Annotated in this window: 14 protein-coding genes and 1 tRNA gene; 4 read left to right on the plus strand and 11 right to left on the minus strand. The window is 63.6% G+C overall.

Annotation, left to right across the window (positions count from 1 at the left end; all coding sequences use genetic code 11):
* Positions 1 to 189: 189 nt before the first annotated feature.
* Both NQJ30_RS19045 and NQJ30_RS19050 read left to right on the plus strand, forming a co-directional pair.
* Positions 190 to 318: a hypothetical protein gene (locus NQJ30_RS19045; protein WP_308215182.1), complete on the plus strand. Its 129-nt coding sequence runs from the start codon at positions 190 to 192 to the stop codon at positions 316 to 318.
* Positions 319 to 327: 9 nt separating this feature from the next.
* Positions 328 to 597 (plus strand): hypothetical protein, encoded by a 270-nt coding sequence (locus tag NQJ30_RS19050; protein ID WP_308215183.1) that lies wholly within the window; start codon positions 328 to 330, stop codon positions 595 to 597.
* 85 nt (positions 598 to 682) lie between these two features.
* Here the strand turns inward: NQJ30_RS19050 and NQJ30_RS09345 are convergent, their stop codons facing one another.
* The 6 genes from NQJ30_RS09345 to rpsB form a co-directional block, all read right to left on the minus strand.
* Positions 683 to 1,267 (minus strand): DivIVA domain-containing protein, encoded by a 585-nt coding sequence (locus NQJ30_RS09345; protein WP_255769635.1) that lies wholly within the window; start codon positions 1,265 to 1,267, stop codon positions 683 to 685.
* A gap of 107 nt (positions 1,268 to 1,374) precedes the next feature.
* Complete coding sequence (locus NQJ30_RS09350; RefSeq protein WP_255769636.1) at positions 1,375 to 2,298, minus strand: phosphatidate cytidylyltransferase; 924 nt, start codon at positions 2,296 to 2,298, stop codon at positions 1,375 to 1,377.
* Positions 2,298 to 2,855: a ribosome recycling factor gene (frr, locus tag NQJ30_RS09355; protein ID WP_255769637.1), complete on the minus strand. Its 558-nt coding sequence runs from the start codon at positions 2,853 to 2,855 to the stop codon at positions 2,298 to 2,300. The genes NQJ30_RS09350 and frr overlap by 1 nt, the downstream gene beginning before the upstream one ends.
* A 121-nt stretch (positions 2,856 to 2,976) precedes the next feature.
* Positions 2,977 to 3,714 (minus strand): UMP kinase, encoded by a 738-nt coding sequence (gene pyrH / locus NQJ30_RS09360; RefSeq protein ID WP_255769638.1) that lies wholly within the window; start codon positions 3,712 to 3,714, stop codon positions 2,977 to 2,979.
* Between the two features lie 126 nt (positions 3,715 to 3,840).
* Positions 3,841 to 4,677, minus strand: a complete 837-nt coding sequence (gene tsf / locus NQJ30_RS09365) for a translation elongation factor Ts (protein ID WP_255769639.1) — start codon at positions 4,675 to 4,677, stop codon at positions 3,841 to 3,843.
* A gap of 129 nt (positions 4,678 to 4,806) precedes the next feature.
* Positions 4,807 to 5,676, minus strand: coding sequence for a 30S ribosomal protein S2 (gene rpsB / locus NQJ30_RS09370; RefSeq protein WP_255769640.1), 870 nt, complete (start codon positions 5,674 to 5,676; stop codon positions 4,807 to 4,809).
* Positions 5,677 to 6,083: 407 nt separating this feature from the next.
* Between rpsB and NQJ30_RS09375 the strand changes: the two genes are divergently transcribed.
* Complete coding sequence (locus tag NQJ30_RS09375) at positions 6,084 to 6,611, plus strand: M23 family metallopeptidase (protein ID WP_255769641.1); 528 nt, start codon at positions 6,084 to 6,086, stop codon at positions 6,609 to 6,611.
* Here NQJ30_RS09375 and NQJ30_RS09380 read toward each other — a convergent pair.
* Positions 6,597 to 7,787: an acyl-CoA dehydrogenase family protein gene (locus tag NQJ30_RS09380; protein WP_255769642.1), complete on the minus strand. Its 1,191-nt coding sequence runs from the start codon at positions 7,785 to 7,787 to the stop codon at positions 6,597 to 6,599. The two genes, NQJ30_RS09375 and NQJ30_RS09380, sit on opposite strands and share 15 nt — an antisense overlap.
* Positions 7,788 to 8,033: 246 nt before the next feature.
* Here NQJ30_RS09380 and NQJ30_RS09385 point away from each other — a divergent pair, with 246 nt between their 5' ends.
* Positions 8,034 to 10,838: an AAA domain-containing protein gene (locus NQJ30_RS09385; RefSeq protein WP_255769643.1), complete on the plus strand. Its 2,805-nt coding sequence runs from the start codon at positions 8,034 to 8,036 to the stop codon at positions 10,836 to 10,838.
* Positions 10,839 to 10,886: 48 nt separating this feature from the next.
* On the opposite strand, the gene NQJ30_RS09390 is transcribed toward NQJ30_RS09385, so the two are convergent.
* The 4 genes from NQJ30_RS09390 to NQJ30_RS09405 form a co-directional block, all read right to left on the minus strand.
* Positions 10,887 to 10,963: transfer RNA gene (locus tag NQJ30_RS09390), tRNA-Ile, on the minus strand.
* Positions 10,964 to 11,075: 112 nt separating this feature from the next.
* The gene (locus NQJ30_RS09395; RefSeq protein WP_255769645.1) at positions 11,076 to 12,272 is read right to left on the minus strand and encodes a glycosyltransferase; all 1,197 of its coding nucleotides are present in this window, start codon (positions 12,270 to 12,272) and stop codon (positions 11,076 to 11,078) included.
* Between the two features lie 162 nt (positions 12,273 to 12,434).
* Positions 12,435 to 13,340 carry a DMT family transporter gene (locus NQJ30_RS09400; protein ID WP_255769646.1) on the minus strand — a complete coding sequence of 302 codons (906 nt, stop codon included), beginning with the start codon at positions 13,338 to 13,340 and terminating at the stop codon, positions 12,435 to 12,437.
* Positions 13,340 to 13,984: a CDP-alcohol phosphatidyltransferase family protein gene (locus tag NQJ30_RS09405; protein WP_255769647.1), complete on the minus strand. Its 645-nt coding sequence runs from the start codon at positions 13,982 to 13,984 to the stop codon at positions 13,340 to 13,342. The genes NQJ30_RS09400 and NQJ30_RS09405 overlap by 1 nt, the downstream gene beginning before the upstream one ends.
* Positions 13,985 to 13,994: the final 10 nt, after the last annotated feature.

Here is a 13,994-nt window from a genome sequence, read left to right on the forward strand (position 1 = left end):
GTCCCCGCAGGACGGAGTCAGCCCGGGCACCGGCGCCCCGGACAGCGCTTCACCATCGGTCCGGGCGCAACTGCTCGCCACTGAACACTGGAGCCTGCTTGCATCCCGGAGCACAACGCAGGGTGAGGTCCTCACGCGGATCAGCATGTTCCTGACCCTGACCTCCGCGAGCCTGGTGGCCTCGCCCTCGTGGGTCAGGCCACCAGGTTCTCGGACATCTTCCTCCTGCTGGCCGGAGTGGTGCTGGCCACGGACCTGATGGTGGGCCTGCTCACCCAGATCCGGGTGCTAAACGTCGCCGCCGAAGACATCATGTAGGTGCTGGCGATGAACAGGCTCCGGGCAGCCTACCTCGAGCTGGATCCTGACATCGGGAAGTTCCTCATGGCTTCACCCCACGACGACCTGGCCGGGCTGCTGGCGTCAGTGCTCGGTACCGGTACGGGCATCGCCGCTGCTCTGGCCGCCACGGCCGGACTCGTCTTCCTGGCCGGGTCCTCGATCCATGGCTACAAGTCCTATGCCGGGTTCTGGCGAGACTACACGCCAGTATCACCCAGCCCAACGGACCCACTGCCACCCCGGAACGCACGCTAACGCCGCGTACCGGGGACTGCACTGCGACGGGCTGCCCTACGACTGCCTGCCCTCTGACTGCCTGCCCTGCGCGGGCGCAGCTATCTCAGTCGATGGCCGCCATGAGTTCCACCACGCGGTCCAGAAATGCATCAACCTGGGTTTCCTCGTATCCGTCATGGCCGGTTGCGGGGCGGAAGACGGCCCGGCGGACGCTGTCGACGCTGAGGGGTTTGTCCGCCTCGAGGTAGCCGATCAGGTCATAGCAGAGATTGTCCACGTCCAGGATGCTGTAGCTGCGCGCCTTCTTCTTGGTGGGACGCCGGAAACGTTCCCCGTCCGGCCGGTGCAGGCGGCCCCGAAGGATGCCGGACAGGTTGCCGATCTCGCGGAGCCAGGCGTCTTCGCCCCGCGCCGCAATCAGTTCGTCCCGCTCTCGGCGGGCGAAGGCGTCTTCAAGCCGGTCCAAGGCAGCGTCCACAACGGCAGCGGAGTAGCCGCCCTTGACCGGGTCAAAGGAGACACCGCGGACATCGGCGCTGCTGACGGCATGGATGGCAGCCTTCGGTGTCTCCAGCGCCACCTTGGCCCGTTGCAGGAACTGGTCCACCTGTTTGGCGTTGTAGCCAAACTCGTTGCCCCGCACGCGCTCAAACGACGCGGGAATTTTCCGTTGAAAATCCAAAGCCACTGTTGTTCCTTTTGTTGCTTTTCAGCTGGGTCAGATCGGGCACCAGTCTATTCGTGCCGCCATGGTCCGGCGACGCAAGCGGACATGGTCAGGAGATGCGGCACGGTTCAGGTACCTGAGACCGTGGAGAAGAGGACAAACGCCACCGGCGAAGCAAAGACGATGGAGTCCAGCCGGTCCATCACGCCGCCGTGCCCGGGCAGGGCGCTGCTCATGTCCTTGACGCCCAGCTCGCGTTTGACCATTGACTCGGCGAGGTCTCCGGCCGTGGAGGCCGCAACGAGGCCTGCGGCCAGGATCACGCCTACCCACCACGGCTTGTCCAGGATGAAGATGCAGGCCAGGACCCCGATCAGGGTTGCCCCGGCAATCGACCCGGCAAACCCTTCCCAGGACTTTTTGGGGCTGATCTTCGGCGCCATGGGGTGCTTGCCCAGCGAGGCGCCCACGAGGTAGCCGAATGTGTCGTTCGAGACCACCAGCAGGAGCATCACTGCCACCTGCCACGCGCCCGGAGGAATCACCCCGCCGGGCCAGAGTCCCACCGGGGTGGCGACACCGACGGCATGCAGCGGCAGCGCCGCGAAGCTGATGAAGAACGGCACCCAGCCAAGCGTGAAGACGCCGGCGAAGATGCTGTTCGCCGATCCGGCCGGGCTCTCAACCGACCGCCACAGCAGCACCGCCACACAGCTCAGGAGCATGGCGAAGAGCAGGCTTTCCAAGCCGCCAAAGTATGCAGCGAAGGGCATGCCGACGGTTCCCACCATGACCGGGACAATAGGCATCCGGGTTCCGTTGGCCTCGAGGGCGCGGAAAATCTCCCACACACCGAAGACAGCGAACCCCGTGGTGACGGCAACGAAGCCGAGCGGAAGGAAGAGCAGGCCTCCGAGCACGCCGATCAGCATGGCCAGCCCCACCACAATCGCCGCCGGAAGATTCCGGCCAGCTTTGGGCGTTGGGTTGCTCCGCGGCTGTTTCCCCCTCGTGCGCGCCCTTTTTGCGGGGGCTTGCTCTGCCTGACTCATCAGACTTCGAGCAGCTCTGCTTCCTTGCGCTTGAGCAGCTCGTCGATGCCGTCAACATGGGCCTTGGTCAGGGCATCCAGTTCCTTCTCGGCGCGGCTGCCTTCGTCCTCGCCCGCTTCGCCGTCCTTGACCAGCTTGTCCAGCGTTTCCTTCGCCTTACGGCGGATGTTGCGGATGGAGATCTTCGCGTCCTCGCCCTTGGTCTTGACGATCTTCACATATTCCTTGCGGCGCTCCTGGGTCAGGTCCGGGATGGTGATCCTGATGACGTTGCCGTCATTGGAGGGGTTTGCGCCTACCTCGGAGTCGCTCAGCGCGCGTTCGATGTCGCGCAGGGCGGTCTTGTCGAACGGCGTGATGAGGATGGTGCGCGCATCCGGGATGGCGAAGGACGCGAGCTGCTGCAGCGGGGTGGGTGAACCGTAGTAGTCCACCAGCACCCTGTTGTAGAGGCCCGGGTTTGCCCGGCCGGTGCGGATCGCCGCGAAGTCTTCCTTGGCTACCTCTACCGCCTTGTCCATCTTCTCTTCGGCTTCGAGCAAGGTTTCTTCGATCACGGTCTCTCCTCAGAAATCAGTGCAGCAGGTATGCCGTCTGCACAATCTTGGTTCAGTTTTCCTGGTTCCATCGTTGGTCCTGCCACGGGGATGGAACGTGCTGAAATCATCCTAGCCGTAGCTAGGGGGTGACCAGGGTACCCAGCTTTTCGCCCCGGATGGCGCGGGTAACGTTCCCTTCACCTTCCATGCCGAAGACCACCATGGACAGCTTGTTGTCCTTGCACATGGTCATCGCGGTCTGGTCCATGACGCGGATATCGCGGCGCAGGGCGTCGTCGTAGCTCAAGGTGTCCAGACGCTCAGCCTCCGGATCCTTTTTCGGATCGGCCGTGTAGACGGCGTCCACACCGCTCTTGGCCATCAGGACAACGTCGGCATGGACTTCCAGGGCCCGCTGGGCAGCCACGGTATCGGTGGAGAAATACGGCAGTCCGGCGCCGGCGCCGAAGATGACAACGCGGCCCTTTTCCATGTGGCGGATGGCGCGGCGCGGGATGTACGCCTCGGCGACCTGGCCCATGGTGATGGCACTCTGGACCCGGGTCTCAACCCCGGCCTGCTCCAGGAAGTCCTGAAGGGCCAGGCAGTTCATCACTGTGCCCAGCATGCCCATGTAGTCGGCGCGCGAGCGGTCCATACCGCTTTGGGACAGTTCAGCCCCGCGGAAGAAGTTGCCGCCGCCCACCACAATGGCAACTTCGACGTCGGGAACTGCTGCGGCAATCTGCTTGGCCACACCGCGGACAGTGTCAGGATCAACGCCCAGCTTTCCGCCGCCGAAGACCTCACCTGAGAGCTTGAGGAGGACGCGGCGCCGGTTCTTTTCCGGCTGGCTTGAAGTATTGTCGGCTTCCATGGGTGCCTTCCCGTTGTGGACTCTGAAAAAGGTTATCGTGCCGGGCGCCCAAAGGTCTCATCCGGCTGGTGCCCGGTCATGCAAAAGGGGCGGTCACCGAAGTGACCACCCCTTTTGCGGATTCGACTAGGAGCCGACGCGGAAGCGTGCGAAGGACGTGCCCTTGACGCCGGCCTCTTCGAGGACCTGCGCCACTGACTTCTTGGCGTCCTTGGCAAATGCCTGGTCAACCAGGACCTCACCCTTGTAGAAGCCCGTCACGCGGCCTTCGACGATCTTGGTGAGAGCTGCCTCGGGCTTGCCTTCAGCCTTGGCAGTCTCTTCTGCGATACGACGCTCGGACTCAACCAGTTCGGCCGGAACGTCTTCACGGGTCAGGTAGTTCGGGGACATCGCGGCGATGTGCACTGCGACGTCGTGCGCGGCGGTGGCGGCGGCTTCGCCTTCACCGTCGACGGCGAACAGGACGCCGACCTGGGCCGGGAGATCCTTGGAGGTCTTGTGCAGGTAAGCGTCAACAGTGCCGCCCTCAATGCGGGAGATCCTGCGGACAACAACCTTTTCGCCCAGGATTGCGCCTTCTTCGACAACAACCTCGGACAGCGGCTTGCCGTCAACTTCGGTGGCCAGCAGGGTGTCGAGGTCGGCAGCGCCGGATTCCACGGCCACGGCCAGGACCTTGTCGGCCAGCTGGATGAACTTGTCAGCCTTGGCAACGAAGTCGGTCTCGCAGTTGACTTCGATCATCACGCCGACGCCGTTGCTGACCTTGGCAGCAACCAGGCCTTCAGCGGTGGAGCGGCCTTCGCGCTTGGTAGCACCCTTGAGGCCCTTGATGCGGATGATCTCGATGGCCTTCTCGGCGTCGCCGTTAGCCTCGTCGAGAGCCTTCTTGACATCCATCATGCCGGCGCCGGTGCGCTCGCGCAGAGCCTTGATATCAGCGGCAGTGTAGTTCGCCATGTGAACCCCTCTGTCTAGAAATTTTATGTGGTGTACGGACCGACAGGACAGCGGCTCACCGGGTGAGCCGCCATCCTGTCAGTGATCCGTCGCTGCGGGCAGCGCCGGAGAATCCGGATTTACTTGTTGTTACTTGTCCGCGTCGGCGGCCGGAGCTTCGGTGGCAGCCGGGGCTTCCTCGGCGGCCGGAGCAGCAGCTTCTGCTGCCGGAGCGGCTGCAGCGGCTTCGGCCTTGCTGCCCTCGAGGAGCTCGCGCTCCCACTCGGCCAGCGGCTCTTCCGGAGCTTCGGTGGTGCCGGTTGCACGCTGGTTGCGGGCGATGAGGCCCTCAGCCACGGCGTCCGCAACAACGCGGGTCAGCAGGTTCACGGAGCGGATGGCGTCGTCGTTGCCCGGGATCGGGAAGTCGACTTCGTCAGGATCGCAGTTGGTGTCCAGGATGGCCACAACGGGGATGTTCAGCTTCTTGGCTTCGTCAACAGCCAGGTGTTCCTTCTTGGTGTCCACGATCCAGAGCACGGACGGTGCCTTGGTCAGGTTGCGGATACCGCCGAGGTTGGTTTCCAGCTTGGTGAGTTCACGGCGAAGGAGCAGCAGTTCCTTCTTGGTGTACGCGGAACCGGCGACGTCGTCGAAGTCGATCTCTTCCAGTTCCTTCATGCGCTGGATGCGCTTGGAAACGGTCTGGAAGTTGGTGAGCATACCGCCGAGCCAGCGCTGGTTCACGTAGGGCTGGCCAACGCGGGTGGCCTGCTCGGCAATTGCTTCCTGGGCCTGCTTCTTGGTGCCGACGAAGAGTACGGTGCCGCCGTGTGCAACGGTGGCCTTGACGAACTCGAAGGCGCGGTCGATGTAGGACAGCGACTGCTGAAGGTCAATGATGTAGATGCCGTTGCGCTCCGTGAAGATGAAGCGCTTCATCTTCGGGTTCCAACGACGGGTCTGGTGTCCAAAGTGGACGCCGCTGTCAAGCAGCTGGCGCATAGTTACGACGGGCATGCCGACGCTCCTTCCGGCAGGTCATTCATGAGAGAACCTTTTCAGAATCTCTTACCCTGCCAATAGTTGACGGTTGATTAGCTTGGCCCGGGACGGGCCGTGCTCCTGGCATCCATTGCGGCTCTCATCAGGACCATGGAGGCCCTGACCGCAAGAGACGCAATCCTCCTCAAACAAAGCCGGGGCTTCAGAATCGGAGGTCTGGATGCGCGTAGTCAGCTGCTGCTCCCCCGCATTCCTGAATGAGGCGTGCCGACGCAAACGCGTTGAGGGCACAGCAAACTGCTCCACCAAGTGTACTACAGGCGGCGATATCCACCGGACAGCAACCGGACCTTCCGCAGGCGTTTTCCACATAGCCGGACCGGGCACTCCCGGTAGCCGATCCGGCGCGGAAGACTGGCCTGATGAAAGCCGCCCTTACGCTCGCCGCCCTCCTCCTGCTGCCGGCGGCAGCCGCACCCCAGGCCACCGCGCCGCGCCCGTCGTGGGATTGGCCACTCTCCCCCAAACCGGCCGTGCTGCGCACGTTCGACCCGCCGGACAGGCCGTGGATGAGCGGGCATCGCGGCGTGGACCTTGGGGCAGTGTACGACGGCGGCCCGGTCACCGCCCCGGAGTCCGGCACCGTGAGCTTTGTAGGGGTGGTGGTGGACCGTCCGGTGATCACCATCGATCACGGCGGCGGACTCCGCAGCAGCTTTGAACCTGTCGAGAGTCCCCTGACGGTCGGGGCGGCAGTAACCAAGGGTGAAGTGATCGGCACCCTGCAGCCGGGTCATTGCGCTGCCGGGCATTGCCTCCACTGGGGCGTCCGGCGGGCCGATGACTACGTCAACCCGCTGGGATTCGTCACAGATCTCCGCCCGTCCGTCCTGCTGCCGCTCAGCAGGGAGCCGCCCGGGCCGCCCCCAGGCGTCCTAGACGATCGCTGAAATCCCCGTAATGGCACGGCCGGTGACCAGCGTGTTGACCTCATGGGTTCCCTCGTACGAGTAGATGGCTTCGGCGTCAGCGAAGATCTTGGCCATTTCGAAGTCTGTCACGATCCCGTTCCCGCCCAGGAGGCTGCGGCCGATCGCCACGCTCTCGCGCATCCGGGCGGTGGTGAATGCCTTAGCCAGGGCCGACTGTTCGTCCTTGGCCTGGCCGGCATCCTCCAGTTGGGAAAGCCTGACCATCATGCCCATCGAGCTGACGGCATTGCCCAGGATCTGAACCAGCTGACTCTGGACCAGCTGGAAGGATGCCAGCGGCCGGCCGAACTGGTGGCGTTCCACCGCGTATCGGCGGGCCACGTCAAAGGCGGCCAGCTGCTGGCCCACCGCCTGCCAGGCGACGGCCAGCCGGGTGACTTTGAGGACCTTGTTCGTGTCACGGAAGCTGTTGGCTCCGGCGAGCTTGAAGAAGTCAGGAACCACCACGTCGTCCAGGACAATGTCGGCGTTCTGGACGGTGCGGAGGGAGATCTTGTTCTCAATCTTGGTGGCGCTGAATCCGGGCAGAGCCGTGTCCACCAGGAATCCTTTGACCTGGTTGTCTGCAACGTCCCGGGCGTAGATGACAACCCAGTCGGAGAAGGTCGCGTTGCCGATCCACCGTTTTGCGCCGTTCAGGACCCAGGTGTCGCCGTCACGCCGGGCCGTGGTGCGCGTGCCGCCTGCCACGTCCGAGCCGCCAAGGGGCTCGGTGAGGCCGAACGCGCCGATCTTCTTCAGCGAATAGATGGCGGGCAGCCAGGCGTCCTGCTGCTCCTGGGAGGCGAGGGCCTCGATGGAGCCGGTGAAGAGTCCGTCATGGACGCCCAGGAAGGTGGCGATGGACGTATCCGCGCGGGTGGCTTCGGCGTGCACCAGGCCGGCAAAAAGGTTCGAGTAGCCCTGGCGGCGTACCGGGCTGACCAGGTCGATTTCCGCCAGCTTCGGAATGAGGTCCATGGGGAACTCGCCGCGGTTCCAACAGTCCACGGCGATGGGCTTCACCTCTCGGGCCAGGAAGCCACGAATCTCGGCCAGCCTGTCCTGCTCCTTATCCGACAGCAGCTGCTCAAAAGCGAAGAAGTCGCCATCAGCGTAGGGAAGGTCGTTGATGTCAATTGATTTGCTGGACATGGGTTCCTCGCAGGGGTTTAGTGCTGGCGGACGGCTCCGGGAAGGGGCGTCCCGAAAATACCTTAAGTTACTGGTGGGTAACTTACCGCATCAGTCGCCCACACTGCAATGGCGTCGGCCGAAGGGCGCTTGGATGGCATCGGCCCGGCTGGACGAAAGCTGCTGCGGCGCGCCCGACAGCCGGGCGACGAACTTCGGTAGGGTCGGGGTTCAAAGATGTGCACACTTTTGCTTGGGGGAAGCGCCATGACTGATCCGCGCCGCGAGGCCATCCTGATCCGACGCCGGGATGATTCAGGTTTTGACGACAAAACCCCGGACGTCCTGGACTACGAAGCGGGCGCGGACTCGACCTACTTGACCTTCCAGGTTGCAGGCGGCACGAAGACGTATCCGTACTCGGCCCGAAGAGTGTTGATTCTCCGTAACCCGGCACGGGAATCCATTGGCAAATTGGACAGCGTCAGCGTCAACGGCCGGCCAGTGAACGGCGTGTCAGAAGTGTGGCGCTTCGACGGGCCCGGTCAGACATGGTGGCGGGTCTTCTCCTCAACGGACGGACGCGAGAGTTACCAGACATGCGGGCAGGACGGGTTCAGCATCGTGCGTGACGCGGCCCTCGACCCCGGTGCCTCCGGTGTCCTCGACTATTGGCACGACGTCGTGTCCAATCTCAGGCAAGACGATCCATTGAAGGCGCTGTACAAGAAATTCCCCGCAGTTCCCCGGGGAAGTGTCCTCGAGCTCTATCTTCATGGGGATTCCACGGAATGCCCGGCCGGAGCCGGGGCCGGGGCCGGGGCCGGAGAAGTCATCTTTCCGTTCTCGTCCAACCTGAGCCAGCGCGAAGCCCTCAAGACCGGACTCACCCACCGTATCTCCGTTATCGACGGGCCGCCGGGAACGGGAAAGACGCAAACGATACTTAACCTTGTTGCCAACATCATCCGTTGCCCCGGACAGACTGTCGGCATTGTCTCCTTCAACAACGCCGCGGTGGAGAACGTCCGGGACAAGCTTGCCCGGGAGGGGTTCGGCCACGTCGTCGCAGACTTGAGGAAGAGCGATCTCCGCAGCGAATTCTTCTCGGAACAGCACCCTCGGAACGCCGCCGCGCAACGCCAGGCCGGGGCCTCCCCGGTGTCCATGCCGGCAGCCGGCCGGATAGCTGACCTCGATGTGCGGCTTCAGCACCTGCAGACGGTGGGAAGGGACCTGGCCCTCCAGCGGCAGGAGCTTGATGCCTACAGGCTGGAGCAGCGCCATTTCAGCCTCCACGTCGACGGTCACGAACTGCCCCCGCTCCCGCCGCTGGCGCTCCTGAGAATGCCGTCCAGCCGGATCCTCGAGTTCCTGGCCGCAACGGCGGCCGCCCCTGCCGACGAAGGACCCGTCAAAAAGCTTGTCCGACGGTTCAGGAGCCGTTTACGGTATGGGTCAACAAGGAACATCGATCCCTACGACACCGACGTCGTCCTCCGGCTTCAGTCCGCCTACTACGAAACCAAAATCGCGGAACTGGAACAGCAGATCGAGGCGGCGGAGGGACAGCTCGAGGCAGCGGACTATACCGGTCTCGAAGATGAACTGAAGCAGCAGTCGCGGCTGGCGCTGGAAGCAAGCTTGTTCCAGCGCTACGCCGGTGCCCGGTCGCGGGATTATTCAGACGCCACCTATTTGCGGCACTTCAAGTCGTTCACCAACGACTACCCGGTGATTGTGAGCACCTGCCACTCGCTGCGGCGAAGCATCCCGGCGGGTTTCCTGCTGGACTACCTGATCATCGACGAAGCCTCCCAGGTGGACCTGCTGGCGGCAGGCCAGGCGCTGGCCTGCGCACGGAACGTGATCGTCGTCGGCGATCTGAAGCAGCTCCCGCACATCCCGCAGCGGAGCGCCGCCGAGCGCAGCCGGCCGGCACCTGCCCCGGAATACGACTACGGGAAGCACAGCATCCTGTCCTCAGTGATCGAGCGGTTCGGCACCGGCCTTCCCCGGACCATGCTCCGCGAACACTACCGCTGCGATCCTGCAATCATCGATTTCTGCAACCGGAAGTTCTACGGCGGCCAGCTGGTCCCCTACACCACCGGCAACGCGGAACATCAGGCGCTCGTGGTGGTCCGCACCGCCGAGGGAAACCACATGCGGCAGCACGTCGGTGGCCGCACCAACCAGCGCGAAGCGGACGTCATTGCGCAGGAGGTACTGCAGGACTTCTGTGCTGACACGGAACCTGGCGACATCGGCGTGGTCACCCCTTACCGCCGGCAGGTCGATAAAGTCGCGGAAGCCCTGCAGAACAGGATCGAGGCTGACACGGTCCATAAGTTCCAGGGCCGGGAAAAGAAAGTCATCATCATGAGCACCGTCTTGGACGAGACCAAAAACGGACGGTCCGGGGTTGGCTTTGTTGACGACCCCCAGCTGGTCAACGTGGCCGTCTCCCGCGCAGTGAAACGGTTTGTCCTGGTGACCAACCACAGCATGCTGCCGGCCAGCCGCCATCTTCGCGACCTGGTGCAGTTCATCCAGTACCAGAACCCGGGGAACGCTGTCTTCGAAAGCGCAGTTCTTTCAGTGTTCGATCTGCTCTACAAAGAGTACTCAGCGCAGCTCCGGCCCTTCGCTGCCCGGCTTCAGAACACGTCCAGGTTCGCGTCGGAAAACATCGCGGGGACACTGCTCCGGGAAATCCTGGCCGAGGAAGCGTACAAAGAATTTGCTGTTGCCGATCAGGTGGTTTTGCGCAATTTGCTTCCGGACCTTTCCCGGCTCACGGCCCAGCAGGCCTCGTATGTGCGGAACCGCGCCACGGTGGACTTCGTCGTTTACAGCCGGATCACCAACATGCCCGTCCTCGCTGTGGAGGTCGACGGTTTTGCCTTCCACGAGGCTGATGCATCGCAAAGAATCCGGGACGGCCTCAAGAACGAGATCTGCCATAGCCACGGCATTGCGCTGCTGCGGTTGCCGACGACCGGCAGTGGCGAGGAACAGGTGGTCCGCCGCCGGCTCACGGCTGCGATTCGTGAGCAGGCGTTTCACTGACAAGGATGCCCTCCGGTCTGCGGTTCCGCAGACCGGAGGGCATCCACCTGGTAGGGCTACTCGGACTTGAACCGAGGACCTTAGGATTATGAGTCCCGCGCTCTAACCAGCTGAGCTATAGCCCCGTGGCCCGGCCTGGTCCGATGCGGACTTTTTCGGCAGGGCAAAAACACTCTAGCAAACCGGAACACCTGCTCAGACCACGGTTGGTGCCGGCCGCCGGGTTCCTGGTTGAGTTCAGACCACCTTGTCTTCGAAGCTTGCGCCGCGGTACAGGTCCTCAAAGGTCTGCAGTGTGCCCTCGATGCTGTGGGGTTCCACCATCCGCCGGCTGGCCTGGCCCATGGCGGCGCGTTCCTCGGCGGGGAGCTCCAGGATGAGGGTGATTTTCTTGGCGAGGTCGTCGCTGTCGTTGGGGGTGAACAGGTAGCCGTTCTCGCCGTCGCGGACCAGGTGCGGGAGTGCCATGGCGTCGGCGAGCACGACGGGCGTCGAGGCGGACATGGCTTCCAGGGTTACCAGGGACTGCAGCTCGGCAGTACCCGGCATGCAGAACAGGTCGGCTTGGATGTAGGCCTTCCGGAGGTCTTCGTCACTGGCCAGGCCGAGGAACTTGACCCGGTCTTCGAGGCCAAGCCGCTTGGCCTGCGCTTCGAGGGCCGGCCGGACTTCCCCGCCGCCAACGATCTCCAGATGGACATTCAGCTCCGGCGGGGTCTTGGACACGGCATTGATCAGGACGTCAACGTGCTTCTCTTCCGCCAGGCGGCCCGCAAAAACCACCGTCGGGTTGGCGTGCGGTTCGATCACTTCACCGGGCTGCAGCTCATAGGCGGCAGAATCGATGCCGTTGGACAGGGGCAGCACCTTGCGGAGGAAGGCATGCTGGTGCATGGCTTTCGCGGCAAGCGGCGTGGGTGTGGTCACCACGTCAGCCTGGCCCATGACTTTGCCCATGTCCTTCCAGGAGATCTTCCCGATGATGTCCTTGAACCATTGCGGGAACGGCAGGAACGGGTTCAGGTTCTCCGGCATGAAGTGGTTGGTGGCCACAATCCTGACGCCGCGCTTCACGGCTTCATACAGGACGTGTTCACCAATCATGTAGTGGCTCTGGATGTGCACCACGTCAGGCTTCACGCGGTCGAACAGGAGGCTGATTTCCTTTTTGATCTCCCACGGAAAACAGATCCGGAAGTACTCGTGGGTGAAGACGCCGTGCGAGTGGAGCCGGTGGACGGTGGCCTCGGAACGGAATTCGGTGAAGCTGGGCCCATTGTCCGCACGGCAGGCCAGCACATTCACGTTGTGGCCGCGGGCCGTCATGCCTTTTGCCAGGCGGTAGCCGAACTGGGCGGCCCCGTTGACGTGAGGCGGATACGTGTCCGCTGCTATCAGGATGGTCAGGGGACGCTGGTCGGCGGGCGTTGTCACGTGGTGAGCTCCTGAAGGTCACGGTGCGCGGCGGAAGCTGACGCACCGGGTGGCCGCCGGCGCTTTGACGCGGGGCCTCTTGGAATCGGCTGGAAGGAATCGGCTGGACGGATCGGCGGGTGGGAGGGTCGGTGATGGAAGTGGAATAGGTTGGCCACCAGGCTAATGGGACGCCCTGCCCGCCTTGCGCGCATCTTTCTTGCGCTTGGTGACCTCGGGGTGGTGCCTGGAAAGGGCTATTACCCCCACGATAGCAAGGGAAGCTGCCGCACCCATGGCAATCGCCATCACGGCGTGGACGTCGGGGCGCAGTTCACCCAGGATGATGATGCCAATGGCAATCCCGACGATCGGATCCACCACTGTCAGGCCGGCGATGACCAGGTCCGGCGGGCCGCCCGAGTAGGCGTTTTGCACAAACCAGGAACCCAGGCCGCCCGCTGCCGCGATGGCCACCACCGAATACCACTGCACGTTGAGCAGGAACAGCCCGTTCGGGTCGAGCAGGTGCTTGCCGATGATACGTGTCAGGACAGCCACGAAGCCAAACAGAACACCGGCGCCAAGGATGTAGACAAAGGCGCTCATCCGGTGCCGGAACACCGCCGCCAGGGTGCCGAACACGCCTACTGCCAGGGCGAGCAGCAGCACGATAGTGAGCTCGTCGTCCTGGTTCACGTGGTGGTTTTCTTGGGTCACGTTCACGGCCAGGAGGACAAACAGGGCCGAACCGGTCACACAGGCCGCAATGGAGACCATGGTGGCACGGTTGATGGTGATGTCCTGGTCGCGCGCGTTCACTACCGTGGTGATGACCAGCGCGATGGCCCCGATCGGCTGCACTACCGTCAGCGGCGCCGAGACCAGCGCCACCGCGTTCATTCCCATCCCGAGGCACAGCAGGAGCAGCCCGAACACCCACCGGGGATTCCGCAGCAGGCGGAGGAAGCCGTTGGAGCTCAGTGCCAGGCCCCCGGTGTCGGCCTTCACCGCACTGCCCTGCTTCTGCGCACCCAAGGCAAGACAGAACGCCCCAAGCACCGCCAGCAGAACCGCCACCCACACCATCAGGCGGCGCCGCCGTCGTTCTCTAATGCTCCCGGGTGCGATACTGCCTGCATTCGGCCCTTCCGCAGAATGGCCCAGAAGTAGTTATAGGCGGCGATCCAGTGGCCCACCAGGCCGAGCCCCAGGACAACCCAGGCGGCTACGAACAGCGCCCCGCCGAACGGGGAATCCAGCCGCGACAGCACCAGCAGGGGTGTGCCGAGCAGCAATAGTCCGGTGCGTACTTTGCCAACGCGGCTCACGGGAAGATCCGGATGGCCGCGGAAAAAAGTGAGCGTCATGGCCAGCAGTACCGCATCCGGCACCAGCAGTGCGGCCAGGTACAGCCAATGAACGACGCCGGCAATCACCAGGGTGACCGCCACCGCAATCAGGGCAAGCCGGTCAGCAAGAGGGTCCATCACACGGCCCAGTTTGGACGCCTGGTCAAAGCGGCGGGCCACGTAACCGTCTATCCAGTCAGAGCCGGCCATCACGGCCAGGACAACAACGGCGATGCCGTATTCTCGTTCGGCGAGGACCAGCCAGATGAACAGCGGCACGCCCATGAAGCGCAGCACCGTCAGGGCATTGGGGACCGTCAAGACGCGGTCGTGGTCGATCTGGGGGCGGTCGGGACGCGCACCAGCGCCGATGAACCTCACTCCGCTCCCC

This window comes from Pseudarthrobacter sulfonivorans (assembly GCF_024391045.1).
GTDB classification, from domain to species: domain Bacteria; phylum Actinomycetota; class Actinomycetes; order Actinomycetales; family Micrococcaceae; genus Arthrobacter; species Arthrobacter sulfonivorans_B.